At 47.4% G+C, this 26,181-nt stretch carries 26 protein-coding genes; 6 read left to right on the forward strand and 20 right to left on the reverse strand.

Annotated features, from left to right (window positions below; genetic code table 11):
- The first annotated feature begins 90 nt into the window (after window positions 1-90).
- Complete coding sequence (yfaE, locus tag ACEPPX_RS05245) at window positions 91-387, forward strand: class I ribonucleotide reductase maintenance protein YfaE (RefSeq protein ID WP_047761661.1); 297 nt, start codon at window positions 91-93, stop codon at window positions 385-387.
- 260 nt (window positions 388-647) lie between these two features.
- Here the strand turns inward: yfaE and purL are convergent, their stop codons facing one another.
- A complete protein-coding gene (gene purL, locus ACEPPX_RS05250; RefSeq protein ID WP_416623214.1) occupies window positions 648-4,586 on the reverse strand; it encodes a phosphoribosylformylglycinamidine synthase in 3,939 nt (1,312 codons plus the stop codon).
- A 174-nt stretch (window positions 4,587-4,760) separates the two neighbouring features.
- Here purL and ACEPPX_RS05255 point away from each other — a divergent pair, with 174 nt between their 5' ends.
- Window positions 4,761-5,099 (forward strand): P-II family nitrogen regulator, encoded by a 339-nt coding sequence (locus tag ACEPPX_RS05255; RefSeq protein WP_047761655.1) that lies wholly within the window; start codon window positions 4,761-4,763, stop codon window positions 5,097-5,099.
- Between the two features lie 61 nt (window positions 5,100-5,160).
- Here the strand turns inward: ACEPPX_RS05255 and ACEPPX_RS05260 are convergent, their stop codons facing one another.
- The 3 genes from ACEPPX_RS05260 to ACEPPX_RS05270 all read right to left on the reverse strand — a co-directional run bounded on the left by ACEPPX_RS05260 (window position 5,161) and on the right by ACEPPX_RS05270 (window position 8,510).
- Entirely contained in the window at window positions 5,161-6,516 is a 1,356-nt protein-coding gene (locus ACEPPX_RS05260) for an ATP-binding protein (RefSeq protein ID WP_416623215.1), read from the reverse strand.
- Complete coding sequence (locus ACEPPX_RS05265; RefSeq protein WP_047761657.1) at window positions 6,517-7,179, reverse strand: response regulator; 663 nt, start codon at window positions 7,177-7,179, stop codon at window positions 6,517-6,519. It lies immediately after the preceding gene.
- Between the two features lie 203 nt (window positions 7,180-7,382).
- Entirely contained in the window at window positions 7,383-8,510 is a 1,128-nt protein-coding gene (locus ACEPPX_RS05270; RefSeq protein WP_416623216.1) for a M14-type cytosolic carboxypeptidase, read from the reverse strand.
- A 107-nt stretch (window positions 8,511-8,617) separates the two neighbouring features.
- On the opposite strand from ACEPPX_RS05270, the gene chrA reads away from it, so the two are divergent.
- Window positions 8,618-9,808: a chromate efflux transporter gene (gene chrA / locus ACEPPX_RS05275; RefSeq protein WP_416623217.1), complete on the forward strand. Its 1,191-nt coding sequence runs from the start codon at window positions 8,618-8,620 to the stop codon at window positions 9,806-9,808.
- Window positions 9,809-9,888: 80 nt separating this feature from the next.
- Here the strand turns inward: chrA and hscB are convergent, their stop codons facing one another.
- The 6 genes from hscB to iscR all read right to left on the reverse strand — a co-directional run bounded on the left by hscB (window position 9,889) and on the right by iscR (window position 13,523).
- Window positions 9,889-10,392: a Fe-S protein assembly co-chaperone HscB gene (hscB, locus tag ACEPPX_RS05280; protein WP_047761367.1), complete on the reverse strand. Its 504-nt coding sequence runs from the start codon at window positions 10,390-10,392 to the stop codon at window positions 9,889-9,891.
- 119 nt (window positions 10,393-10,511) lie between these two features.
- Window positions 10,512-10,832: an iron-sulfur cluster assembly protein IscA gene (iscA, locus tag ACEPPX_RS05285; protein ID WP_416623218.1), complete on the reverse strand. Its 321-nt coding sequence runs from the start codon at window positions 10,830-10,832 to the stop codon at window positions 10,512-10,514.
- A gap of 37 nt (window positions 10,833-10,869) precedes the next feature.
- Window positions 10,870-11,136: a recombinase RecA gene (locus tag ACEPPX_RS05290; RefSeq protein ID WP_416623219.1), complete on the reverse strand. Its 267-nt coding sequence runs from the start codon at window positions 11,134-11,136 to the stop codon at window positions 10,870-10,872.
- Between the two features lie 194 nt (window positions 11,137-11,330).
- Entirely contained in the window at window positions 11,331-11,714 is a 384-nt protein-coding gene (gene iscU, locus ACEPPX_RS05295; protein WP_047761290.1) for a Fe-S cluster assembly scaffold IscU, read from the reverse strand.
- A gap of 91 nt (window positions 11,715-11,805) precedes the next feature.
- Window positions 11,806-13,020, reverse strand: a complete 1,215-nt coding sequence (locus tag ACEPPX_RS05300; RefSeq protein WP_047761291.1) for an IscS subfamily cysteine desulfurase — start codon at window positions 13,018-13,020, stop codon at window positions 11,806-11,808.
- A 53-nt stretch (window positions 13,021-13,073) separates the two neighbouring features.
- Window positions 13,074-13,523 carry a Fe-S cluster assembly transcriptional regulator IscR gene (gene iscR / locus ACEPPX_RS05305; RefSeq protein ID WP_047761292.1) on the reverse strand — a complete coding sequence of 150 codons (450 nt, stop codon included), beginning with the start codon at window positions 13,521-13,523 and terminating at the stop codon, window positions 13,074-13,076.
- A 470-nt stretch (window positions 13,524-13,993) separates the two neighbouring features.
- Between iscR and ACEPPX_RS05310 the strand changes: the two genes are divergently transcribed.
- Together ACEPPX_RS05310 and ACEPPX_RS05315 are read left to right on the forward strand one after the other, a co-directional pair.
- On the forward strand, window positions 13,994-15,148 hold the full coding sequence (locus tag ACEPPX_RS05310) for an ATP phosphoribosyltransferase regulatory subunit (RefSeq protein ID WP_047761293.1): 1,155 nt from the start codon (window positions 13,994-13,996) through the stop codon (window positions 15,146-15,148).
- A 46-nt stretch (window positions 15,149-15,194) separates the two neighbouring features.
- On the forward strand, window positions 15,195-16,493 hold the full coding sequence (locus tag ACEPPX_RS05315) for an adenylosuccinate synthase (RefSeq protein WP_416623220.1): 1,299 nt from the start codon (window positions 15,195-15,197) through the stop codon (window positions 16,491-16,493).
- Window positions 16,494-16,614: 121 nt separating this feature from the next.
- Here the strand turns inward: ACEPPX_RS05315 and ACEPPX_RS05320 are convergent, their stop codons facing one another.
- The 10 genes from ACEPPX_RS05320 to ACEPPX_RS05365 form a co-directional block, all read right to left on the reverse strand.
- Window positions 16,615-17,595 carry a malate dehydrogenase gene (locus tag ACEPPX_RS05320; RefSeq protein ID WP_416623221.1) on the reverse strand — a complete coding sequence of 327 codons (981 nt, stop codon included), beginning with the start codon at window positions 17,593-17,595 and terminating at the stop codon, window positions 16,615-16,617.
- A 373-nt stretch (window positions 17,596-17,968) separates the two neighbouring features.
- Window positions 17,969-19,072 carry a DNA polymerase IV gene (gene dinB, locus ACEPPX_RS05325; RefSeq protein ID WP_416623222.1) on the reverse strand — a complete coding sequence of 368 codons (1,104 nt, stop codon included), beginning with the start codon at window positions 19,070-19,072 and terminating at the stop codon, window positions 17,969-17,971.
- Between the two features lie 213 nt (window positions 19,073-19,285).
- Window positions 19,286-19,531, reverse strand: a complete 246-nt coding sequence (locus tag ACEPPX_RS05330; protein WP_047761297.1) for a hypothetical protein — start codon at window positions 19,529-19,531, stop codon at window positions 19,286-19,288.
- Window positions 19,532-19,805: 274 nt separating this feature from the next.
- Complete coding sequence (locus ACEPPX_RS05335; protein WP_416623223.1) at window positions 19,806-20,123, reverse strand: DUF2322 family protein; 318 nt, start codon at window positions 20,121-20,123, stop codon at window positions 19,806-19,808.
- 94 nt (window positions 20,124-20,217) lie between these two features.
- On the reverse strand, window positions 20,218-20,844 hold the full coding sequence (upp, locus tag ACEPPX_RS05340; protein ID WP_047761299.1) for a uracil phosphoribosyltransferase: 627 nt from the start codon (window positions 20,842-20,844) through the stop codon (window positions 20,218-20,220).
- A 129-nt stretch (window positions 20,845-20,973) separates the two neighbouring features.
- Window positions 20,974-21,282, reverse strand: a complete 309-nt coding sequence (gene grxD / locus ACEPPX_RS05345; RefSeq protein WP_047761300.1) for a Grx4 family monothiol glutaredoxin — start codon at window positions 21,280-21,282, stop codon at window positions 20,974-20,976.
- 51 nt (window positions 21,283-21,333) lie between these two features.
- A complete protein-coding gene (locus tag ACEPPX_RS05350; protein WP_416623224.1) occupies window positions 21,334-22,593 on the reverse strand; it encodes an RsmB/NOP family class I SAM-dependent RNA methyltransferase in 1,260 nt (419 codons plus the stop codon).
- A 141-nt stretch (window positions 22,594-22,734) separates the two neighbouring features.
- Window positions 22,735-23,412, reverse strand: coding sequence for a DUF3108 domain-containing protein (locus ACEPPX_RS05355; protein WP_416623225.1), 678 nt, complete (start codon window positions 23,410-23,412; stop codon window positions 22,735-22,737).
- Between the two features lie 31 nt (window positions 23,413-23,443).
- A complete protein-coding gene (purN, locus tag ACEPPX_RS05360; protein ID WP_416623226.1) occupies window positions 23,444-24,079 on the reverse strand; it encodes a phosphoribosylglycinamide formyltransferase in 636 nt (211 codons plus the stop codon).
- Between the two features lie 274 nt (window positions 24,080-24,353).
- Window positions 24,354-24,980, reverse strand: coding sequence for a LysE/ArgO family amino acid transporter (locus ACEPPX_RS05365; protein ID WP_416623227.1), 627 nt, complete (start codon window positions 24,978-24,980; stop codon window positions 24,354-24,356).
- 108 nt (window positions 24,981-25,088) lie between these two features.
- Here ACEPPX_RS05365 and ACEPPX_RS05370 point away from each other — a divergent pair, with 108 nt between their 5' ends.
- Window positions 25,089-25,967, forward strand: a complete 879-nt coding sequence (locus ACEPPX_RS05370) for a LysR family transcriptional regulator ArgP (protein ID WP_047761305.1) — start codon at window positions 25,089-25,091, stop codon at window positions 25,965-25,967.
- The last annotated feature ends 214 nt before the right edge of the window (window positions 25,968-26,181 follow it).

The raw sequence follows: 26,181 nt of genomic DNA on the forward strand, positions 1-26,181 counted from the left end.
TATAGGAAAACGATGCTTGATAAAAACACATTATATTTTTCTTCACCCGGTTGGCCTTTGCAGACCAAATGTCGGGTTTTGACTAAGAGTATGACCTTAATCACCACCAGCGATAAAATTTTTGAACTGCAAGCAGGAGAAACACTTCTGGAAGGTTTAGAGCGTACCGGCCATGAAGTGGAATACCAATGCCGTAGCGGCTATTGTGGCTCGTGCAGGATACGCTTGGTTTCCGGCAGTGTAAGTTATGATGAATTGCCGCTGGCTTTTATCGGACCTAATGAGATATTACCTTGCTGTTGCCGTGTGCGAGAGCCGATAACAGTTGATTGCCATACGGTTTTGAGGGAAAAGGATCTGTTTGAGCCGGAGTTATTTTCGGATTAGTAGAAATGGGTGTAAGGTTGGCTTTTAGATTTGACTATCTGTCGTAAAGATAGATTGGGCATAAATTTTTAAGCGCTTTAATCTTTGTGTCGGTAGCTATGAAAGCCAAGCCGGGAAATTTTCTATAACGAAAATAGGCCGTCTGAAAAAAACTATGTTTTCAGACGGCCTATGGTTAAGGTAGAAGAAGTTGTTGTCGCTAGCAAAGCAGAAAAGAAAAATGGCAGATGAAATAATCTGCCATTTTTTAGGGGGCAAAGTTAGCCTAAAGCTTTACGGGCTCCTGCAAACAGTCGGTACCAGCCTGACAGCTCGCCCCAATTTTCCGGAGTCCAGCTCATCTGTGCCGTACGGTAAACACGTTCGGGATGCGGCATCATGATGGTTACGCGTCCATCGGCATTTGTAACACCGGCAATCCCCTGTGGAGAGCCGTTCGGGTTAAGCGGATAGGTCTCGGTAATTTGGTTTTGGCCGTCTACATATTGTAAAGCGATATTCAGGCCATCTGAAACGTTGCCGCTCAGATGGTTGAAATCGGCACGACCCTCGCCATGGCTAACGACTACAGGCAGGCTGGAACCGGCCATTTCTGCCAAGATCAGGGAGGGTGATTTTGGAATATTCACCATGCTCAAGCGTGCTTCAAATTGTTCGCTGAGATTGCGTTTGAATTTCGGCCAGCCGGTTGTACCGGGAATGATTTCGGCAAGGTTGCTGACCATCTGGCAGCCGTTGCAGACACCAAGGGTAAGGGTATCGGAGCGGTCGAAGAAGGCAGCGAACATATCACGCAAGGCGGGATGGAACAAAATAGATTTTGCCCAACCCTCACCGGCACCTAAAACGTCGCCGTAACTGAAACCACCGCAGGCAGCCAGCATTTTAAAGTCTGCCAAGTTGGTACGACCGGCCATTAAATCGCTCATATGCACATCATAGGCATCAAATCCTGCACGGGTAAATGCAGCGGCCATTTCAATTTGGCCGTTAACGCCTTGTTCGCGCAGTATGGCGATTTTGGGTTTGGCACCGCTGTTGATAAATGGTGCGGCAATGTCTTCCGTTGTATCGAAAGTGAGATTGGTAAATAGTGTGCTGCGCTTATCATCTGCCAATAGGGCAAATTCACTGTCTGCACAAGCCGGATTATCGCGTAAACGCTGCATCTGGTAGGAGGTTTCGCTCCAAGCTTTTTGCAGATCGAGGCGGTTTTCGCTGAGTAAAACGGTATTGCCGTTTTGAATCAATAAGCGGTCACTTTGGTTGATTGTACCGATTGCATGTAAAGTTTCGCTGATACCGGCTTCTTCAAAGGCAGTTTGTAGAGCGGTGATGTGCTCGTTAGCTACTTGGATGACAGCCCCCAATTCTTCGTTAAAGAGTGTTCGTGCAGCTGCATCTTGTAACTTGTGGTTGGCACTATTGGCATTGGTTTCGGCAATCATTTCAGCCAAATCGATATTCAGGCCGAGATGGGCGGCAAAACTCATTTCGGCCAAAGTGGCAAAAAGGCCGCCGTCGCCGCGGTCGTGATAAGCCAGTAATTTGCCTTCGCTAACCATTTGTTGGATAACGCGGTAAAAGTTTGTCAGTAAAGAAGGCGTATCTAAATCAGGGGCAGTACCCGCTATGTTTTTCCATACCTGGCTGAGCGCACTGCCGCCCATGCGGCTGCGACCTCTTCCTAAATCAATGGCAAACAAGGTGCTGTCAGGGTAGTTTTTAAGTTCCGGGGTAATGGTTTTGCGTACGTCGGCCACGGGGGCAAATGCCGAAATAATCAGAGAAAGCGGCGAGGTAACTGATTTTTGTTCGCCGTTTTCCTGCCAAACGGTTTTCATCGACAATGAATCTTTACCTACGGGGATGCTCAGGCCGAGTGCTTGGCAGGCTTCTGATACAGCCTCTACGGTACGGTAAAGTTTTTCGTCTTCGCCGGGATTGCCGCAAGCAGCCATCCAGTTGGCGGAAAGTTTGATATTGCCGATTTTTCCGATATTAACCGAAGCAATATTGGTGATGGCCTCGCCAATGGCCATACGGCCTGAAGCGGGTGCATCGAATAAGGCGACGGTGGGTTTCTCACCCATACTCATGGCTTCGCCCTTATAGGTGTTGAACCCCATCATGGTTACAGCGGCATCGGCTACGGGCGTTTGGAATGGTCCTACCATTTGGTCGCGGTGGGTCAGGCCGCCCACGCTGCGGTCGCCGATGGTGATCAGGAAGTTTTTCGAAGCAACGGTAGGCAAGCGTAATACACGATAGGCCGATTCGCGTAAGTCATAACGTCCGGCATCGAATATTTGTTCGGCAGCAGCGGTTTTATTATCGCTGCGGGTGGTTTTGGGCGGTTTTCCGAGCAGAACATTCAAAGGTAAATCAACCGGATGGTTGTCGAACAAATCATCACGTACCTGTAGGTGGCCGTCGTCGGTAGCAGTGCCGACTACGGCAAACGGGCAGCGTTCGCGTTCGCAGATAGTACGGAAGGCTTCCAAATCTTTTTCCAAGATGGCTAATACATAACGTTCTTGGGCTTCGTTACACCAAATTTGCATTGGGGTAAGGCCGTGCTCTTCCAGAGGAATATCGCGCAGTTTGAATACGGCTCCACGACCGGCATCGTTCACCAATTCGGGGAAGGCATTGGATAGGCCGCCCGCGCCGACGTCATGAATCGAGATAATCGGGTTATTGCTGCCGAGTTGCCAGCAGCGGTCGATTACTTCTTGGGCACGGCGTTCGATTTCGGGATTGCCGCGCTGTACCGAGTTAAAGTCTAAGTCGGAATGGTTAGTACCGGTATCCATGCTGGATGCGGCGCCGCCGCCTAAACCGATAAGCATACCGGGGCCGCCGAGTTGGATAAGCAGGGCACCCTCGGGAATTTCGTTTTTATGGGTTTGTTGCGCTTGGATGTTGCCTAAGCCGCCGGCAATCATGATGGGTTTGTGGTAGCCGCGAATCTGGCCGTTATGCTCTTCTTCGAAAGTGCGGAAGTATCCCAAAAGATTAGGGCGGCCGAATTCGTTGTTGAACGCAGCTCCTCCGATGGGTCCTTCGAGCATGATATCGAGTGCGCTGCTGATGTGGTCGGGCTTGCCGTAAACGGGTTCGTTCGGATTGTATTGCTCCCAAGGCTGCGGAGCATCGGGGATATTCAGGTTGGAGACGGAAAAGCCCGTTAAGCCTGCTTTGGGGCGGGAACCTTTGCCGGTCGCACCTTCGTCACGGATTTCACCGCCCGCACCGGTAGCTGCTCCGGCAAAAGGAGCGATAGCCGTGGGGTGGTTGTGCGTTTCCACTTTCATGATGATGTGCGTTGGTTCTTCATGGAAGCGGTAGGCTTGGTTTTCGTTTGCGCTTGGGTAGAAACGTTCGATGGTAGCGCCTTCGATAACCGAAGAATTGTCTTTATAGGCGACTACCGTGCCTTCAGGGTGGGCATTATGGGTATCGCGAATCATGCCGAATAATGATTTGGGTTGCTTTTCACCGTCGATGATGAAATCGGCATTGAAGATTTTATGGCGGCAGTGTTCGGAGTTGGCTTGGGCAAACATCATGAGTTCAACATCGCTGGGGTTGCGCTTGAGGGCGCGGTAGTTTTCAACCAGATAGTCGATTTCATCTTCTGAAAGTGCGAGACCAAGGCTGCTGTTGGCTTCGACCAATGCCGCACGGCCGTTTTCCAATACGTTTATGCTACCGAAGGTTTGTGCTTCGGGATGGTTGAACAGGCGTGATGCGGTTTGAAAATCGGGCAGTACGCTTTCGGTCATGCGGTCATGCAGCAGATCTGCCCATTGTTGTTTTTCAGATTCGTTCAGACGGCCTGAAACCCATACGGCCATGCCGCGTTCGATACGCAGTACGGATGATAAACCGCAATTGTGTGCGATGTCGGTTGCTTTGGAAGCCCAGGGTGAAATAGTACCGATGCGGGGCGTGATCAAAAATAAATGCAGGCCGTCTGAAGCGGTAGGCGTGGTATTTACGCTTTCGGCTGCCAGTAGGGCCTGCAATTTTTCAACGGTTTCTTTTTCAAGTGGATCGGTACTATTAACAAAGTACCAGTATTCGCTATTGATTTCGGTGTGCGGTAAGCCGGCTGATGCGGCTTTTTGTATGAGTTTTTCAATACGGAAATCGGATAAGGCAGTAACGCCGCGTAAGGGCAAAACGACAGACATGGAATTCGGCTCACAAATGCGGTTGGAAAGAATTTGGATTGTACGCGAAATCGGCCTTTTTTGCTTGGGATTTTTCGGTGTCTGGCAATTGAATTCGGGCTTTCTTTGTGTTAACGTAACAGCATAAATTGCAAACAATTTTCTATCTGTTTTGATATCGTAAGGAAAGCTGCCATGAAAAAAATCGAAGCTATTATCAAGCCCTTTAAGCTCGACGATGTAAGGGAAGCTTTAACGGAAATCGGTATTACGGGCATGACTGTCAGTGAGGTGAAAGGGTTTGGCCGCCAAAAAGGGCACACTGAAATTTACCGTGGGGCAGAATATGCCGTCGATTTCTTGCCTAAGGTTAAATTGGAATTGGTTTTGAGCGATGATCAGGTAGAGAATGCCGTTGAAGTAATTGTAGAGGCTGCCCGTTCCGGAAAAATCGGAGATGGTAAGATTTTTATCCTACCTGTTGAGGAGGCCGTACGTATCCGTACGGGCGAACGTTCGGATGCGGCCGTATAAGCATATATTTGATTTTCCGTATTTTAAATATGCCGTCTGAAAATTTTCAGACGGCATGTTTTTAATCGGCTTTGATTAAGTTGGCGCAGAGCCCTCTTTGCGGGAGGTTGGTTAATGAAAGCCTTAGGCCGTGTAATGCGGCAATGCTTTCTACGATTGAAAGCCCTAAGCCGCTGCCTTGCTGGCTTTGCCCGGCCGGTCGGAAAAAACGCTCTCTAATACGGGGCATATCTGCTTGGGCAATACCGGAACCTTCGTCGCATACTTCTATGCTGTGAGGATTTAGAACAAGGCTGACTTTGCTGTTTTCAGGGCTGTAGCGGATGGCATTATCAAGGAGGTTTCGTATCATTAATTGCAATAGCACCGGGTTTCCTTCCTTCGGGCAGACATTCTCAAAACCGCAAGGGCATTCCAGCTTGAGTTGTACGCGCTTTTCACGGGCTTGGAGGTTCACGCTTTTAAGTGCCTGATGGGCGGTTTCCTGCCAGTTTATAGGCATGGGATCAGGAAGAGCCTGCATAGGGTCGAGACGAGACAGAATGAGGAGTTGCTCTGTCAGGCGATGGGCACGGTCTATACTTTCGCGGATGTGGTTTAGATGATGTTGTTGTTCATGTTCATCATTACTGATTGCCAGTACTTCCGTTTGGACTTTCAATGCAGCCAGAGGGCTGCGTAGTTCATGAGCAGCGTCGGATGTAAAGCGTTGTTCTCTTGCCAATGTAGCGGAAACGCGCTCCAACAGGCCGTTTAGTGCCCGTATCATCGGTAGGGTTTCGGTAGGTACGTTTTCGGATGCAGCTTGCAGACTTTGTGCATCGCGTGCTTGTAATTCTTGAGCCAGTTCGTCCAGAGGCTCCAAACCTTTGCGTATGCCGTATGAAATCAGCCAAAGTAAAGCAGGCAGTAATATAAGAGATAGCCCTAACTGTACCCATAAGGCATTAGTTAGTGTGGCAAAACGTTCTTTCAAATTTTGAGATACGGCAACGGTATGTCCGCTTTGAGGATCATGAAGATAGAGGTAACGCCATGCGTTGCCCTTCCAAAAGGTATAGTTGTTATGGAATCCCTCTGTTTGTCGGTACTCAATTTCTTTACCGTGCAGATTGGCCGTTAGTAAATGTCCTTGTTTGTTCCAGATAGCAAATCCGCTGTTATGGTCTTCATGAAAGCTGTTTTCTGGCAAACCGGCTCGTATAACGCTGTTTTCTTCCTGTTCGCTAAGCGGGCGGGATAGTTGTAGTAGTGAGCGAGCCAGTTGGCTCATTTGATGATCGGCCATTTCATTGATTTCATGCATGGCTATGGCCGCACTGCCGACAGCAGTCGCCAGCCATAATGCTAAGAGGCCGCCGCTCAAATAACTGATGAGACGGCGGCGGATACTGATTGTTGCTACGGGACGGCTCATTTAAGGCATCTCTCCGATTTTATAACCCAAACCGCGGTGGGTTTGAATGAAGCAGCTGCCGATTTTTTTGCGTAAATGGTGGATGTGTACTTCTACGGCGTTGCTTTCGACTTCTTGATCCCAACCGTAAAGTTTGTCTTCGATTTGTGCACGACTATGGATATGAGTCGGTTGTGACAGTAATAGTTCAAGTAGCATATATTCGCGCTGTGTCAGAACAAGTGGAGCACCGTGTAGGGTGGCGCTTTTTGCAGTGGTGTCAAGGCTGAGATTGCCGTAAGTTAATGCACTACTGGCACGGCCGTGGCTGCGGCGGATAAGAGCCAGCAGTCGGGCGGCAACTTCATCTAGGGCAAAAGGCTTGCAGAGGTAGTCGTCTGCTCCAGCGTTTAATCCGGCCAAACGGTCAGGTAGTGCGTCTCGGGCGGTAAGGATTAAAACGGGAGTATCGGATTTATTGGCGCGCCAATGAGCCAAAATATCCATTCCGTCGATATGGGGAAGTCCCAAATCCAATACGACGGCATCGTAGGGGGCTGCCGACAAGGCATCGCGGCCATGTTTGCCGTCTTTAAACCAGTCAACGATAAAGCCGTGTTTCAAAAGGCCATGGTATAGGCCGTCGCCGATATGACGGTCATCTTCAATCAATAAAATACGCATAATTTTTTTACTATACCATTCAAAAGTTGCCGACATGCATTCAGTAGGACAGACGGATGGGGTTGCAAAAGGAGTTAAGCCAGCTGAAAGTGCTGTTTTGCTAGTAAAGCAAGTAAGACTTAAAAGAATCTTAAGTTTAGGCGGTTTATTTTCAGACGGCCTGCTGTGTTGTTAGCGGGCCGTCTGATAGCTACTTTACTGGATTAGCGTAACGCGGGTAAGGTATTAAGGATAGCTGAAAGAGTTGCTTCGCCTAATCGTAGTGAGCGCTGGCCGTTCCAACCGAAATCATCATCCGGGATATTGTTGTTGTCTTTGAAAGGCATTTCCAAGGTATAAGCCAAGCATTTAAATTCTTCGCCTACCCATGAGGTAGCCATGCTGAGGTCGGCTTTGCCGGGCTTTGATTTCGGGTAACCGTGTTCGTCTTGGAAATCCGGGCTGGCTGCTTGAAGTGCGTTTTTGAAACGGGTTTCCAAATCGGCAATGCGTTGCGAGTAACTGGGCACGCCTTCTGTTCCGGCAACGAAAATATAAGGTATGCTCTCGTCTCCATGGATATCGAGGAATAGGTCTACACCGGTTTCGCGCATTTTATTGCGGACATAATATACTTCCGGGCTTTTCTCGATGCTGGGAGACAGCCATTCGCGGTTTAGATTGGCGCCGGCGGCATTGGTACGCAAGTTACCTAAAGCCGAACCGTCTGGATTCATATTGGGAACGATGTAAAAAGTGGCTTGGTCGAGTAGGGCGCGCGCAGTCGGATCCTGCGGATCAAGCAGACGGGCCAATAGGCCTTCTACAAACCATTCGGCCATGGTTTCGCCCGGGTGTTGGCGAGCCGTAATCCAAATTTTCAAATCGCTTTCGACTTGGTTGCCTATGGTAAGCAGGTTGATATCGCGCCCTTGCACGGTGCTGCCCAAATCATCGATTTGGCATAGGCCACTGCCTTGGGCATCACCTAGTAGGTTAAGGTGCTGTTCGCTGGAGTAGGGTTCGAAGTAGGCGTAGTAAATGCTGTTTGACAGAGGTGTATGCTCAATAGTCAGCACGCCGTTTTCATATTTGGTGGGGACGCGAAACCAGTTTTGGCGGTCGTAAGATGCACAGGCCTGATAGTCTTCCCAACCTTCCGGATAGGCTGAAGATGCTGCGTTTTCAAAGTGCATAATGCAGTTTTGGTAGGCAGCTCCCTGTAGGCGGAAGTAAAACCATTGGGCAAAGTCTGAAGCGTTGTCGGGGCGGAGCCGAAGCCGTATATTCTGAGGATTTTGCAAATCTACAACGGTTATCGAACCGGCATCGAATTGGGCACTGATTTTCATGTAAGTTTCACCATTTGATAGGCATAAAGCGTTATTGTACTGCTTGTGCCGTATTTTGACAGTAATTTGTTACCACCTTGATTGTATAAACGACGGTTTATAGGGAAATGATGATGTTGGCAGAGCAATACCGCCGATTGTGGATGATTTTCAGTGTGTTTTTGCGTTTGGGCTGTACGTCTTTCGGCGGCCCCATAGCACATCTGGCTTATTTTCATGAAGAATTTGTCCGAAAACGCCGTTGGCTGGATGAAGCGGAATATACCGATTTGGTAGCGTTGTGCCAGTTTTTACCCGGACCTGCAAGCAGTCAGGTCGGCTTGGCTTTGGGGTATCGTAAGGGCGGATACGCAGGTGCTTTTGCCGCTTGGTTGGGTTTTACTATGCCTTCGGTGCTGATTTTGCTGCTGTTTGCTTTAGGTATGGTAAAGGGGGGATTATTTAATGATACGGTGTTGCATGGTTTGAAAATTGTGGCTATGGCTATTGTGATTCAGGCCTTGTGGCAGATGGGACAAAAAAACTGTAATACAAGAGCCAAATTTGCCGTGATGTTGATTGCTGCGGTGTTGATGTCAGTTTTTGTCTCGGCATGGATGCAGTGGCTGTTGATTGTATTTTCCGCGCTAGCGGGGGCGTTATTGTTTAGACAGCCTGAGCAAAAAAGGCCGTCTGAAAAGAGAGTGTGCAGTCGTGGATGGGTCTGGCTGGCAACCTTGTGTTTATGCGGGGTGGTTTTGTATGCTGCTGCTGTTTGGCTGGGGGGCGTTTGGCAAATTGCCGATATTTTTTATCGTGTCGGTGCAAGTGTGTTTGGCGGCGGGCATGTTGTGCTGCCTATGTTGCAAACGGAGCTGGTGTCGACAGGTAAATTATCGGCAGATTGGTTTTTAGCAGGTTATGGTTTGGCACAGGCTGTGCCGGGGCCATTATTTACGCTGGCGGCATTTTTGGGTGTGGCCGCTTTGCCGCAAATGCCTTTATGGGGAGGGGTGGTTGCGGTGGTTGCCATTTTTGCACCTTCGTTTTTTCTCGTATTCGGTGTTTTGCCATATTGGCAGAAGTGGCGGGAAACTGATACGGCCCGGGCTGCTTTGACAGCAGTCAATGCGGCGGTAACGGGATTATTGTTGGCTGCTTTATATCGGCCTGTGTTTACTGAAACGATTGGTTCGGCCGTTGATATCGTATGGCTTGCTCTTGCTTTGTGGGTGCTGGTGCGCTTCAAACTTCCGGTTTGGTTGGTGGTGTTGGCGGGCGCATTGGCAGGTTATTTAGTTGGAGTGCTGGTAGCTTGATGATTTACCTATTTCAGTCATTAAAATGCCGCCGAAACATTTGTTGTTGCCGGCGGCATTTTGATAACTATATATTTAAGTTAGGGTAAGGCCGTCTGAATTTCTTGGCGCAATTTGTTTAGGAATCTTCCTTGACGAACATAAACTGCTGCATTTTCATAGTTTTGCTCTGTAAAAGCCGAGACAAGTTTTTGATACAGACTGTTTTGCTCATTATTGATTTCGGTATCAAGTTTTAGTAGGGCGGTTTCATTCTGATCGGCACGGGCATCTTCCAGGGCTTCTCGCCATTCCATCTGTTGCATTAAGAATTCAGGGGCGAAGGCGGTGTGTTCGGGAGCATCTGCATCAATATTATGTTGTTTCAGTAAATAAGCGGCTCTATCAATGGGAGATTTTAAAATCCGGTAGGCTTCGTTGATTGTTGATGACATCATCATTGCTTGCTTTTGTTCGAATACTGATGCGGAGGAAAACTTATCAGGATGAAATTTAGCCGCCAAGGCATGATATGTATTTTCAAGGGCTGTGCTATCAATATCAAACTGGGCAGGCAGTTGGAAAAGTGTGAAATATTGGTTCATGCTCATGATGTCGGTATCGGTAGTATGGCTATTGTATCAGGCCGTCTGAAAATTTTCAGACGGCCTGTATTGGATTTCAGGGTTTATTTTGTAAAGATTAAAGTAATGACGCTTCGTTTTCAAACGTGGAAGCTTTCACCGCAGCCGCATTCGTCTTTAACGTTCGGATTTTGGAATTTAAAGCCTTCTTGCAAACCTTCTTTGGTGTAATCCAGTTCGGTACCGTCAAGGTAAACGTGGCTTTTGGGATCTACAAATACTTTAACACCGTGGCCTTCGAACACCAAGTCTTCAGGTTGGATTTCATCTGCAAATTCGAGCGTATAGGCCATGCCTGAGCAGCCGCTGGTTTTTACGCCTAAGCGGATACCTTCGCCTTTGCCACGTTTGGTTAGAAAGCTTTGAATGTGCTGGGCGGCATTTTCTGTCAGGGTAATCATGGTTTATCCTTTGAAAATCATAATGATTTAAAAATTTTTAGACGGTTTGGTTTTTATTGTTTTCATGGTGAAGCTGTTGTTTTGCCCAATCGATAGCCGTTTTTATCGCTTTGTATGCTTGCGGGCTGTTTCTCCAACAAGATGATCCGGTTATTTGGGAACCTTGCTCTAATACATGCTCAATATCTGCATTAGCCAAGGCTTCAAGATTATCCAGCCCCATTTGTTGCAAGCGTTGCAAAATAGTAGGCCCAATGCCTTTTTGTGCCAATAAATCGCGTTGTTCTTCCAGAGTAAACGGCATTTTTGATTTTCTTTAGCTTTTGAGGAGTTAATCGGGAAAATTTAAAACACACCGTATTGACAAATTTTGCTAAATCAGCTTGCAATGTACTATTTTATAAATACAGCTTAAAGGGCTTGATTGGGCAAGGATTGGTGTATGCGGAGGATAGCTATCCTCCGCAATTTGCCGGGCAGGCTTTTTAGCCTGCGAGCTTATTCACCTTTTTTCTTTTTATAGTCGGATACTGCAGCTTTAATTGCATCTTCCGCTAAAATCGAGCAGTGTACTTTTACCGGAGGTAGCTCCAGTTCCTCTGCGATTTCACTGTTTTTAATCGCCATGGCTTCGTCCAAGCTTTTGCCTTTTACCCATTCGGTAATTAAGGAAGAAGAAGCAATAGCAGAACCACAGCCGTAAGTTTTGAATTTTGCATCTTCGATAATGCCGGCTTCGTTTACTTTGATTTGCAGTTTCATTACGTCGCCGCAAGCAGGTGCGCCGACCATGCCGGTGCCGACGTTATCGTCATTTTTATCGAATGATCCGACATTGCGGGGATTTTCGTAGTGATCAATCACTTTGTCGCTATAGGCCATGGTGTGTTTCCTTATTTAAAATTTGATAGATTTTTTGTTTGGCCGGCCAAAGGGTAAATTTCAGACGGCATGTTTTACGGATGGTGTAATATTAATGTGCAGCCCATTCTACGGTATTCAAGTCGATACCGTCTTTAAACATTTCCCACAAAGGTGAAAGTTCGCGCAGTTTGCCGATTTTTGATTTGATCAGTTCGGCGGCAAATTGTACTTCTTCTTCGGTAGTCATGCGGCCGAAAGTGATGCGCAATGATGAATGTGCCAGCTCGTCGTTACGGCCGAGTGCGCGCAATACGTAAGAGGGTTCGAGTGAGGCGGAGGTACAAGCCGAACCGCTGGATACGGCCAACTCTTTCACTGCCATAATTAGGCTCTCACCTTCAACAAAATTGAAACTTACATTCAAATTGGTGGGAACGCGTTGTTCCATATCGCCGTTGATATACACTTCTTCGATACCTTCGATGCCTTTAAGGAAGATATCGCGTAATTTCAAAGCATGGGCACGGTCTTGTTCCAATTCTTCGCGGGCTAAGCGGAAGGCTTCGCCCATACCGACGATTTGATGGGTAGGCAATGTACCGGAGCGGAAACCTCGCTCATGACCGCCGCCGTGCATTTGCGCTTCTAAGCGAACGCGGGGTTTGCGGCGTACATATAATGCGCCAATACCTTTGGGGCCGTAGATTTTATGTGCGGACATTGACAATAAATCTACTTTCGCCTCTTCAACGTCAATCGGGGTTTTACCGCAGGCTTGCGCTGCGTCAACATGAAAAATGATTTTCCGTTCACGGCAGATTTCGCCGATGGCAGGAATATTTTGGATAACACCGATTTCGTTGTTTACCCACATTACCGAGATCAGGATGGTATCTTCGCGGATAGCCGCTTTCAGCTCTTCCAAATCCAACAGGCCGTTTTCTTGAACGCCCAGATAGGTAACCTCGAATCCTTCGCGCTCCAGTTCGCGCATGGTGTCCAAAACCGCTTTGTGCTCGGTTTTAACGGTAATCAGATGCTTACCTTTGCTTTGGTAAAAATGAGCGGCACCTTTAATCGCCAAATTGTTGGATTCGGTTGCGCCGCTGGTAAATACGATTTCTTTGGCGTCGGCATGAATCAGTTTGGCAATTTCCGCACGGGCATTTTCTACTGCTTCTTCAGCAGTCCAGCCGAAGCTATGGCTGCTGGATGCAGGATTACCGAATTGTTCGGTAAGATAAGGAATCATTTTTTCAGCTACCCGTTTGTCTACCGGAGTGGTGGCGGCATAGTCGAGGTAAATAGGGGTTTGTACGGTCATGGCAGTGTTCTTTCTTTGTTTTATTCGCTGTGGAATGTGTTTGTTGGGGACTTTCAATCAATATGGGTGAAAGTGACAATATGTTTGGTGGTTTCAGACGGCCTTTGCTGGTTTAAAATGCTTTGCAGGGTCACGCTGCTGAGATAATCATTGATGGTTTTGTTTAAATTTTCCCACAAATCATGGGTAAGGCATGGGGCGCCTTCATGGCAGTTGGCGCGGCTTTTACATTGTGTGGCGTCTAGGGTGTCTTCGGCGGCGGCAATGATTTGTGCGACATTAATCTCGGAAGCTTCGGCAGCCAAAATATAACCGCCGCCGGGGCCGCGCACGCTCTCTACCAAATGGGCGCGGCGCAATTTGCTAAAGAGTTGCTCCAAATAGCAAAGCGAAATATGCTGCCGTTCGCTGATGGCGTTTAGTTTGACAGCGCCGTTTTGCGCATGCATGGCCAAATCTATCATCGCTGTAACGGCGAAGCGTCCTTTGGTAGTCAGTTTCATAAATCTCAGGCCGGTTGTTGTTTTTAATTGTTTGGAGATTTTAGAATATCCGAGTGAATTAGTCAACAATAGCGGGATAGGTGATTGTTTTTTCTTATCGGTATGATTTTATTATAATTATTATGCTACTTTGTTGCCTTTAAATTTGACTGAAGATTGACTGAAGATATTGTGTTTACGGCGCATCATTTTTTAAAGAGGAAGGTCGGTTCTATTCGAAGCTGTTTGGCGCAGTAGGGATATATTTGTAGTGCTTTGTTATAAATTTCTCAAAAACAGTCGGCACAATATGTATTTTTATGTTAAAGTTTGGTTTTAATAATATAGGCAAATTTATTGTGCCTTTTGGGGCTGTTTCAGTTTGAACATACGACATTTTTCAGCATCTATTTGGTGCGGGTTCGTTTTTTGGCGGACAGGTCGGTGCTTAAGCAAAACAGCCCTCAATTTCGTTTACAGGAAGAGATTCAATGCAGTCTTGGCAATTACCCGAGCATATCGCCGACATACTGCCCTCTGCCGCACGGGAGTTGGAAAGTGCAAAAGAGCAGCTGTTGGCTTTATTTCGTGTGCATGGTTATGAATTAGTGCATCCGCCGATGATGGAATACAGTAACTCGCTGTTGACTCATATCGATGCGGGTTTGTCGTTGAAAACCATTCGGGTGGTTGATCAGCTTAGCGGCCGCCAATTAGGTATGCGTGCAGACATTACTCCGCAAGTGGCGCGTATTGACGCACATTTACTTTCTGCCAATAACGGTATCAACCGTCTTTGTTATGCGGGTACAGTACTGCATGCGCGTCCCGATGGCTTTTTAAGTACACGAGAACCTTGGCAGGTGGGAGCCGAATTGTACGGTTTGGAAGGCATTGAGGCTGATATCGAGCTGATCGACCTGATGCTCAAAAGTTTAAATGTGGGTCGTGTGGGTGCTCTGATGCTTTCTCTCGGGCATATTGGTGTCTTCCGTGCGTTGGCAGGGGCGGCTGAATTAAATGAGCAACAATCGGCGCAGCTGTTGTCACTGATGCAAAATAAAGATGCCGAGGCAGTTAAAGCCCAAGTAAACACTTGGAAACTAGACGGTATGTGGGCGAAGGCTTTTACGTTACTGCCGACATTATATGGTGATCGTGTGGTATTGGATAAGGCGCGCGCTCTTTTGCCTGATTTGTTTGCGGTAGGTGCAGCGCTGGATGATCTGAAAGCAGTATGCGATGCCTTTCCTGCACAAGATGTTCATATTGATTTATCCGAATTGCGGGTAGATAACTATCATACCGGCCTTTTATATGCCGCTTATGGAAACGAATGCCATGATGCAGTTGCCCGTGGAGGACGTTATGACGGTTTGGGCGAATATTTCGGCCGTGCACGTCCTGCAACCGGTTTTAGTTTTGACTTGCGAACTTTTATCGGCCGGTTACCCCCCGGAGAGCGTATGCCGGTAATCGCCGTAGCAAAAGAAGATATGGCGGCTGCAAGGGAAACTATTGAGAAACTGCGTGCCGAGGGACATTGTGTCGTGATTGATTACGGTATCGTTTCCAACTCATCAAGTGATGTCAAAAACCGTTTGACATCTGAAAACGGCAAGTGGGTTGTTGTTCCGAATACTTAAAACGGATTGTAGTTTAATTGTTGGTTAAAAAATTTAAGGTGTTGAAATGGTAAAAAATGTTGTTGTAATCGGCGCCCAGTGGGGTGATGAGGGCAAGGGTAAGATTGTCGATTGGCTTGCAGAGGAAACCAGTGGTGTTGTTCGTTTCCAAGGTGGTCATAATGCAGGGCATACTCTAGTAGTCGGCGGTAAAAAAACCATTTTGCGTTTGATTCCAAGCGGAATTTTGCATGAAAAATTGGATTGTTTTATTGGTTCGGGTGTAGTAGTCAGTCCGGAAGCTTTGTTGGGTGAAATCGACGAATTGAACGCGGCAGGTGTAAAAAATGTAGAAGGCCGTCTGAAAATTGCGCCGACCTGTACCGTTATTTTGCCGTATCACGTTGCACTTGACCAAGCTCGAGAGGCTTCTCGCGGAGCTGGAAAAATCGGTACGACCGGGCGTGGTATCGGCCCCGCTTATGAAGATAAAGTTGCCCGCCGCTCTATTCGGATGGTCGATTTACTTGATATGGATAAACTGAAAGCCAAGCTGGAATCGGTATTGACTTATTACAATGTCCAATTACAACATTTGCATGATGCCGAACCGGTAAAATTTGAAGACGTAATGGCCGTCATCGAAAAAGTCGCTCCACGCATTAAGCCGATGTTGGCAGATGTATCGCGTACGCTTTACGATAAAAATCAAAAAGGTGAAAAGTTACTGTTTGAAGGTGCTCAGGGTACTTTGCTGGATATTGATTATGGCACATATCCTTATGTTACTTCATCCAATTGTTTGGCTGGTGCGGCTGCAGCAGGTGCAGGCGTACCGCCGCAAATGCTGAATTATGTGCTGGGTATCGTTAAGGCGTATACCACACGTGTTGGTTCTGGTCCTTTTCCCACCGAGTTGTTTGATGAGGTGGGAGCCGGTTTGGCCAAGCGAGGCAATGAATTCGGTTCGGTAACAGGCCGTGCCCGTCGTTGCGGTTGGTTTGATGCTGCTGCTTTGAAACGCTCTATCCAAGTAAACGGTATTTCAGGTATGTGTATTACCAAGTTGGATGTAATGGACGGTATCGAAAATATTCAAATTTGTGTAGGCTATGAGTTGCCAAACGGTGAAAAAACCGACATTCTGCCTTTCGGTGCGGATGCAGTGGAAGCATGCAAACCGATTTACGAAACTTTGCCGGGTTGGTCGGAATCAACCGTAGGTGTGAAAAGCTATGATGCGTTGCCGGAAAATGCCAAAGCATATCTGAAGCGAATCGAAGAGGTTTGCGGTGCTCCGATTGCGATTGTGTCTACCGGTCCTGATCGAGAGGAAACGATCGTGTTGCAGCATCCGTTTGCTTAAAAGCATATAATGGCTGCTTAAAAACCAAGGCTGATTCACTCGGCCTTGGTTTTTTAATTGCCTAAAGAAAAACAGCCCTGTCGATCATTATCGGCAGGGCTGTTTGGCTATATGATAAAAATTATTTCAGCAGATGGGCAACACCGGCTTTTTCTTCTTCCAGTTCATTTAATGTAACGTTGATGCGTTCACGGCTGAAATCATCGATTTCCAAATCTTTTACTAATTTGTATTCACCGTTTTCGCAGGTTACCGGGAAACCGAACATAGTACCTTCGGGAATGCCGTATGAGCCGTCTGAAGGCACGCCCATGGTTACCCATTTACCGTTGGTACCCAATACCCAATCACGGATATGATCGATAGCGGCATTTGCAGCAGAGGCGGCAGAAGAGAGGCCGCGGGCTTCAATAATAGCAGCACCGCGTTTGCCTACGGTCGGCAGGAATACATCGGCATTCCATGCTTGATCGTTGATCATTTCTTTTACGCTTTCACCGTTAATGGTGGCGAAACGGTAATCGGCATACATGGTAGGAGAGTGGTTGCCCCATACGCACAGTTTTTCAATATCAGCCACTGCTTTGCCGGTTTTTTCCGCGATTTGGCTCAATGCACGGTTGTGATCTAAGCGCAGCATGGCGGTAAAGTTTTTGGCGGGCAGATCCGGAGCTGATTTCATAGCGATATAAGCATTGGTATTGGCAGGGTTGCCGACTACCAATACTTTCACGTTACGGTCCGCCACTTTATTGAGTGCGGCACCCTGAACGGTGAAAATTTCGGCATTTGCCTGCAGCAAATCGGCACGTTCCATACCTTTGCTGCGTGGGCGAGAACCGATCAAGATGGCGATTTGCGCATCTTTGAAAGCTTCTTCAGGATTATCGGTAGTGAACATGCCGGCCAACAGGGGGAATGCACAGTCTTGCAATTCCATCATGACGCCTTTTACGGCATTTTGAGCCTGAGGCAGGTCGAGCAATTGTAAGATGACAGGTTGGTCTTTACCCAACATTTCGCCACTGGCAATACGGAACAGAATAGCGTAGCCGATTTGGCCGGCTGCACCTGTAACGGCAACACGAACGGGTGATTTCATACCTAAATTCTCCTGAATGATTTAGTGGTGGTTAAGCGGGCTGGAACAATACGTTTATTAACGAAGTATTAGTTTTTAATACCTTTGAAACAGCCTGTTTGATGCGTGGATACTGCTTGAATAAGGCAGAATACCGCCATGGCTTCAGTAGCATGCCGCTATAAATTATTCATATGGCATGATTTGTAAAGCGAGCCAGAGTAAGAGCCTTAACGGTGCTTATCATACCAAATTTACCGCAGGGGGCAATATTATTTTGTAATCGTTTGGCTTTTTTTATGAGTTGGCTGGATTTGCGAATATATTTTTGAGCTATACGGCAATGTTTTTTAATATGAAAACATTATTTTGATTATCTTTTATTTATTATTTTTTATGATGGGGTTTGGATTTCACTGACATTTTTAACAGAATCTTCATTATCCCATAAGCTTTGCTGGCAACCTTTGGGAGTAAGATGGCCTACGCCGATGCCTATGAGGCGGTAAGCGGTATCTTCTGGGGAGGATACTCTTCCTGCTAATTTGTATGCGGCTTGATAAAGGGCTGCGGCGTCGGGCAATACCGAAGAATAAGTATGGGAGCGGGTAATCACCCTGAAATCAGTGGTTTTGAGTTTTAATGTGATACTGCGGGCCTGCACCTGTTTTCGGGTGATTTGTTGCCATAAATCTTGGGTAAGGTAAGGAAGGTGAGTCATGATGCCCGTTAAAGATAAATCTTCCGGAAGGGTAATTTCAGTAGATATCTGCAGGCGCTCGCGGTTGGGTTTGACCGGCCGCGGATCTTCGCCGCGTACCAAATCATAGAGTCGGTAACCGTAACGACCGAAGAGATGAAGTAACTCTCCGCGTGTTATTTTACGGAGATCGCCCGCTGTAAACAGACCAAGGGAGTGCATTTTTTTTAAGGTAACTTTGCCTACGCCTGGAATTTTGCCCAAAGGCAGGGTTTCTAAAAATGCTTCTATTTTTTCCGGAGGTAGAACAAATTGGCCGTTTGGCTTGCGCCAGTCGGAAGCGATTTTGGCTAAAAATTTATTCGGGGCAATACCGGCTGAAGCGGTCAGCCCCGTAGTCTCGAATATTTCGGTACGGATACGGCGTGCCGTCTCACTGGCATAAGGGATATTTTGCAGGTTGCTTGTAACGTCGAGGTAGGCTTCATCAAGAGACAACGGCTCAATGAGATGGGTATAGCGGGCAAAAATATCGTGTATTTGTTTGGAGGCTTCACGATAAAGGTCGAACTTAGGTGGAATATATATGGCTTGGGGGCAGAGCCGTTTGGCAGTGCTTACAGACATAGCGGAATGCAGGCCGAATTGGCGGGCCTCATAGGAAGCCGCACAAATAACGGAGCGGGGGCCTTCCCAAGCAACGACAACCGGTTTGCCTTTTAAATGCGGTTGTTCCCGCAGTTCTACCGAGGCGTAGAAAGCGTCCATATCGATATGGATGATTTTTCTGGTCTGCATCTTATGTTAAAAGCTAGGAGCGGTATGGGAAGGTAAGTGTAGCTGAGATTATAGCTTGCTAAAATCGGATAAAAACAGCTTTTCGGTAGGTTTGTACGGATTTGCCTAGGGGGCTGGATTTTATTGTGGAGTAAGGTAAATTGGAGTACGAAAGTTGCTTTTTATTATACAAGGCCGTCTGAAATATTTTCAGACGGCCTTGTATAAAAATTTTTAATAATTTGTCATATGTTGCGATTTCTCTGAATGCTTCCGGCTCCAACGTCGGCAACTGCGAAGAAGCGGGGATGCCGCCAAAGTGGCAGCGGCCAGCAGCAGGGTTACCATTAGAGGTAAAGGGCGCAGCCAAATATCAAAATCAAACCAATGAATTGCAAGTATTGCAATCAGGATGGTAAAAACAGCGATATAGATGATGCTGACTGCCGGCAATAATATTCGGGCAATGATGTATCGCATGTCATAATAGCTTTATACTGAGGTGAGTGATGCAGGGTGGCGCTCAATGTCCAAGCTGCCTTTTTATTTGAGTTTATTATAGAACTTTGGCTTTAAAATACAGTTAGGCTTTGGCAAAGATACGGCTATGGGAAATCAATTTAGGATAATGGCTATGGAATATTTTGATATAAGCTGTTGAATAAATTTGATTTTAATAAAAATTCATACGGCATGAACCGCCGTTGTCCTGCCGTATGATGTAGAGAATTTTAAAGGTATTTGGTTTGATATTTTAAGCGTTGACCGGTTTTAGGGTGAGGTTTAGATTTTCTTGTTTTACTTTGAACAGTAAATCGATATTGGGGTGTTTGCCAGGGTTGGTTTCTGCATCCGCTACGTGTTCGGCAAAAAGCGATAGGCCGTATTCTGCTGCTTCCGCATTGAGTGTATTACTAAATTTTTCAGCCAAAGCATTGTATAGTTTGAGTGAACCGAGTTTGCCCGGAGCAGCGGGAATGTGGTGGATAACATTCCCGGCATTGTCGGTGATATTCAGGCCGCTTAGATGGTCGATGGAAGGAAGGGTAGCGAGGTTTTCTTGAAAGCTCATGTGTTTTCCTTTTATTTTAAATAATTGTACTGTTTTGGGTAAGGGTGGTAGAAATTTACAGGCCGTCTGAAAGTTTTCAGACGGCCTTACCAAATTAGCGGGTACCGAAAATTTTATCGCCGGCATCGCCTAAACCTGGGATGATGTAGCCGTGTTCGTTAAGGTGGCTGTCGAGGGCGGCCGTGTAGATGGTAACGTCCGGATGGGCATCGTTAACCAGTTTTACCCCTTCAGGTGCCGCTACTAATACCAATGCTTTGATGTTGCGGCAGCCTTTACTTTTGAGCAGGTCGATGGTGGCGACCATTGAGCCGCCGGTGGCCAGCATGGGGTCAATGATCAAGGCCGGGCGCTCTTGCATGCTATCGACCAGTTTTTCAAAATATGGAACCGGCTGAAGGGTTTCTTCATCACGTTGCAGGCCGACTACGCTTATTTTAGCGGTAGGAATCAAGTCTAATACACCGTCAAGCATGCCCAGGCCGGCACGCAGAATCGGTACGACGGTCAGTGTTTTTCCTTTGATACGCGATCCTTCGAGTTCGCCGCACCAGCCGTCTAGGATAAAGGTTTCGGTTTCGAAATCACGACTGGCTTCATAAGCCATCAGACGGGCAAGCTCTTTGGTAAGGGTACGGAATTTGTAAGTGCTGCAATCGGCTTCACGCATCAGGGTGAGTTTGTGTTTGACCAATGGATGGTCGATAATGGTGATGTTCATGAATCTGACTTTCTCTGTTATTTTCAGACGGCATTATGAATAAAATTTGGTACGGATTATAATGTTTTTCAAGTTTGCTTGTGAATATGCAAGCTGTAAAAAAACCTGCTTGCGGCAGGTTTTTCGGGCTTAGGCTTTTAAAATATCTTGCAGTTCGCCTGCTTCATACATTTCCATCATGATGTCGGAACCGCCGATAAATTCGCCGTTTACATATAGTTGCGGAATAGTCGGCCAGTCGCTGTATTCTTTGATACCTTGGCGTACTTCGTCGTTTTCCAATACGTTTACGGTAACGAAGTCGTTACAGCCGGCTGCTTGCAGGATTTGTACTGCACGGGAAGAGAAACCGCATTGGGGAAATTGTTTGGTGCCTTTCATGAATAAAACGACACGGTGTGTGGTAACGACTTCTTTGATTTGTTCTTGAATGCTCATAGGTATTCCTAGATGGTAAGGGGTTGCGGGGAGCGTGTAGCGGGGATCCGCTCAACTGCTTTTTTCCAATACGGCGGCGAAGAAGCCGTCAGTTTGGTGGCAGGCGGAATCCAACCGTAAGTATACACCTGTATCCAACCCGATTTTATAGTTACTTAGTAGGGCAGCGCAATCGACAACATGCCATTGCGGATGTTTTTCTAAGAAACGGGCAATCTGCATTTCGTTTTCTTCGGGTAGGATACTGCAGGTGGCGTAAACCAATCTGCCCTTTTCGTTAACAAGTTTTGCAGCTTCGGTAAGAATCGAGGCCTGTTGCTCTTGCAGGGCAGCAACGGTATCGGCGGATTGCCGGTATTTGAGATCGGGATTACGGCGTAATGTGCCGAGGCCGGAGCAGGGGGCATCAACCAATACACGGTCGGCTTTGCCTGAAAGACGGTTGATCCGTGGATCGGTTTCACTACTGATACGCTCGGGATGGATATTGGTCAGCCCGGCCCGAACCATACGGGGTTTGAGATTGGCCAAGCGTTTTTCGGCAATGTCGAAAGCATAGATACGGCCCTTGTTAGCCATCATGGCACCGATAGCCAAAGTTTTTCCGCCCGCTCCAGCACAGAAATCCACGGCTATATCGCCGCGCTTGGCACCCAGCAGTAAGGCCAATAATTGGCTGCCTTCGTCTTGCACTTCCAGCGTGCCGTCAAGAAAGCGCGGGTGTTTGTTGAGGGCGATTTTATTTTTCAAACGGATTCCCCAAGGTGAATATGGGGTGGCTTCCGCATCCAAGCCCTCGGCTTGCAACTCGGCAAGTATTTTTTCACGTTTGCCTTTAAGGGTATTAACGCGTAAGTCTAGCGGAGCCGGCTGGTTGACGCTACGGCCGAATTTGAGAATATCTTCTTCAGAATAGTGTGTGCTTAATTGTTCGATCAGCCATTGCGGTAATTCGGCGGCGGTATTAAGGCCGTCTGAAAACTCGTTTTTACGGGCTTTTAGGTTACTTAGAAAGGTTTTTTCGTCTTCATCCAACAGCTCTTCAAGCTGGCTGATATTCATGCTGCGGCCTAAAACTAAGGCAGCTAGCGCGGCTTTTTTTGCTTGAGCATGGGGGCGGCGTAAGGCGGAGGAGATTTTTTGATAATGGCGGAGTGCGGCAAACGCGGTTTCCGCAATTTCATGGCGGTCTGCACGTCCGAGTTTGTTGTGCTGGCGGAAATAGGCCGATACGACTGCATCGGCAGGTTGTTTGAAGGTTAGCATTTCCGCCAGTACGGCGGAGGTGTGTTCGAGTTGGTTAGCATTCATAGTTGGTTTTTACATCGGACTGATGGCGGAATTATACGCGATATTGGCTGATAAGGGTTTCAGACGGCCTATTTTAAGAAGTGGTTATAAAAACACCGTATCCCGTTAGTAGGATACGGTGTTGAGGGAAGGGAAATAAATTTAAGGATTAACGGTTTGGCCGTTGATTTTGATGGAGGTTAGTTTCAGATCATAGGTTTTGCCATCGTCTGTATAGCTGATTTGTGCAGGAATGTTGCCCAAAGCAGGTGCGAATGCATATGTGATGGTATCCTCGCCGCGGCGGACACGGTAACGGCTTACATTGGCATTTCGGCCGCCGATTTTTACTTGCCCGCTGCCGATCTTATTTAAGTTGCCAACGCTATATAGTTTTTTACCGTTGGTAATCTTAAGGCCGGCAGGCAGGCGGGCATCGTTGGCAGCCAGTTGCCATGCGAGGGTAAACAAGTCCATAGTCGGACCGGATACGTTTTCGGTTTTTTGTTCGCCTACTTTGCCGTAGGTAACTTTGCCACCGCTGAAGCGTGCCTCGGCATAGGGTTTACCGCCGCGTATATCTTTATAGTAGCTGGGGCGCAGGGTGTTGCCTGAAATGGTGCCGCCTGATTCGAAGCGGATACGGTAAAGCGGTACTTTGATGTTGGAAACCACCGTGTAACTGTTGCCGCTGCGGTTAAATGTCATAGTGGCAGGAATACCGTAGCTGCCTGAATATTGTAGTTCTGCCGATTGGGGCAGTTCTGCCGCCAATGCCGGCGTAACTGCTAATACGGAGGTAGCCAAGATAGTGCTTAATACGGTTTTGCGGTTCGACATAGGTTTTCCTTTTCCTATTGTGAGGATGGTGTTAGGCCAAAAGAGGGGTTTGGCTGTGCTGCTGTTCTGTACGGATAACGCGGTTGCCTTGGATACTTAGACGGCCGGCGGCAAAGTCGTCAACGGCTTGGGGTAGAAGCCGGTGTTCTACTTCCAGTACGCGTGCGGCCAAATCATCGGCTGTATCATGATCTAAAACGGGTACGGCGCCTTGGGCAATAATGGGGCCGCAATCAAGCTCGGGGGTAACGAAGTGAATGGTACAACCGGCAATACGGCATCCGGCTTCTATAGCGCGCTCGTGGGTGTGCAGTCCGGTGAACGAGGGCAGCAGCGAAGGGTGAATATTAATCAAGCGGCCTTCATAATGGCGGCAGAATTCGGGAGTGAGAATCCGCATAAAGCCTGCCAATACTACCAAATCGGGTTGATAAGCATCGATTTTTTCCATCATGGCTTTATCGAAAGCCAAGCGGTCTGCAAAGGCTTTGTGGTCGAGGCTGTCGGTCTGAATTCCACGGCTTGCCGCCCATGCCAAACCGGCGGCTTGGGCATTATTGCTTAATACGGCGGCAATTTGAATGTTCTGAATGTCGGCTTCGACAATGGCTTGCATATTGCTGCCTCTGCCGGAAATTAAAATAACGATATTTTTTTTAGATTGCATTTTTTCAGACGGCCTTTTAAGCGGATAGCTGAATAAAAGTTAAAATTAAGGGGTGCGCCGGTTTGAAACAAGCGTTTTAGCTTAATTTAACGGCTTTTTAAATCTTTGTGGTGGTTTATTGTAATCGAAATGCATTGGATCGATGAAGTAAATCGGAGAGTGAGATTGCGTAATAATTGAAAGAAGTAAAGTTTGCGAAGGTTTGCCACATTGAATGGGCCGTCTGAAAGGCATCTAAATTGCAACTATTTTTCAGACGGCATGAGATATTTTTCTACAACCAGTTTGCCCAAAGAGGGTGCAGCAGGCCGTAGGCCAGATAAAACATCATTACGGCAATCAGGCTATCGAGAATCCGCCATACTCTTTCGCGCTTGAACAATGGTTGCAGCAGGCGGCTGCCATAACCTATGCTGATGAACCAAATGCCCGATGCTAAAACGGCGCCGATAAAAAAAGCAGTTTTATCTGAGTGGCTTAAGTTTGCAGCACTTCCTCCGATTAATACGACTGTATCTACATAGGCATGCGGATTCAGCAGAGTGAGTGCCAGAGCAGTTGCCGCAGTGCGTAATGCGGAAACTTCGTTGGCAGACGCAAAAGCCGCGGTCAGTTTGTTTCCGCCACGCAATGCCCGTTTGACGCTCAGTAAACCGTAGGCCAGTAGAAAGAGCCCGCCTGCCAAAGAAAGCCAGTTACCGGCGACGGGGTTGCCCGAAAGCAATAAGGCCAGCCCGAATACGCCGGCACCGATCAGAATAACGTCACATAGCCAACAGAGGATAACCACCACTCCGATATGTTGTCTGAGAAGCCCTTGTTTCAAAACAAAAGCATTTTGTGCCCCAATGGCGACAATCAGGCCGCCTGAAATCAGAAAACCGTTGAAAAAAGCGTTCATGATAAGATTTTGATGTATGGATGGGGCGCATTGTGTGGTATATAGCCGCTTTTCGCTACAAAGTACATTATTTTTCAGGCTGCCTGAAAAATATTCAGGATTAAAAATATGAATTGGGATTTTAAACAATGGTCGGCATTATCGGCGGCGGCAGATTGCGGAAGCTTCGAACAGGCTGCCGGTATCTTGGGGATTACCGCCTCGGCGGTTTCCAAGCGTATCCGTGAATTGGAGGAAGCTGTCGGAGCTGTATTGCTTACCCGCAGCCGCCCGTGCAGGCCGACGTCGGAAGGGAGGCGGCTATTGCGTTATTGGCGGCAGATTCAAGGGTTGCAGCAGTCTTTAGAAAGCGAATTACAGGCGAGGCCGGCTGTATTGTCGTTGGCGGTGAATCATGATTCGCTGGATACCTGGCTGCTGCCGGTGTTGGCGGAAACAATCGGGCGGGAAAATATGTTGCTCGATATCCAGGCAGACGATCAAGACTACACCTTGCAGCTTTTGGCTGAGGGGCGCGTAACGGCGGCTGTTAGCAGCTCCTCCGAGCCGATAAAGGGGTGCGAAGCGCATTTAATCGGAGCATTGCGTTACCGCTTGACGGCCTCTCCCGATTTTGTTGAAAAATGGTTTTCAGACGGCCTCACTATTAAGGCTTGCAAGAAAGCTCCTTTATTGATGTTTAACCGAAAAGACGATTTACAAAACAGCTTTTTACATCAGCATTTCGGTATAGATGCCGCAATATGTCCTGTTCATTATATTCCCGCCTCTTATGCGTTTACCCAAGCGGTTTATCTTGGACTGGGCTATGGTATGCTGATGGATGTGCAGATTGCAGAGGCTATCGGGCAAGGACATTTAATCGACTTGTGTCCGGGAGCTTATTTGGATGTTCCGCTTTATTGGCATTGTTGGCAAATGCAGCCGCCGCAATTGGCCCGCCTGCCCCAATTGATACGTGAAGCAGCAGCGGTATATTTGGTTTAGGCATTTGGGTATCGCAAAACTAAACCGGCTGATTGGATTGAAACCATGTCTGGTTTTCAGACGGCCTCGTTCATAAACCATATAAGCGAAAGAATTTATACAGATTGTTTATAAGGGATGACTGTTTTAAACATTGCACGGAATGCGTAGAGGAGCATTTAGAGATAAAAAAATCTTTTTCTTTGATATTTTAAGAATAAAACCGCCTGAAACA

The sequence above is a fragment of the Neisseria sp. S1 genome, from assembly GCF_048060015.1.
Taxonomy (GTDB): domain Bacteria; phylum Pseudomonadota; class Gammaproteobacteria; order Burkholderiales; family Neisseriaceae; genus Neisseria; species Neisseria arctica.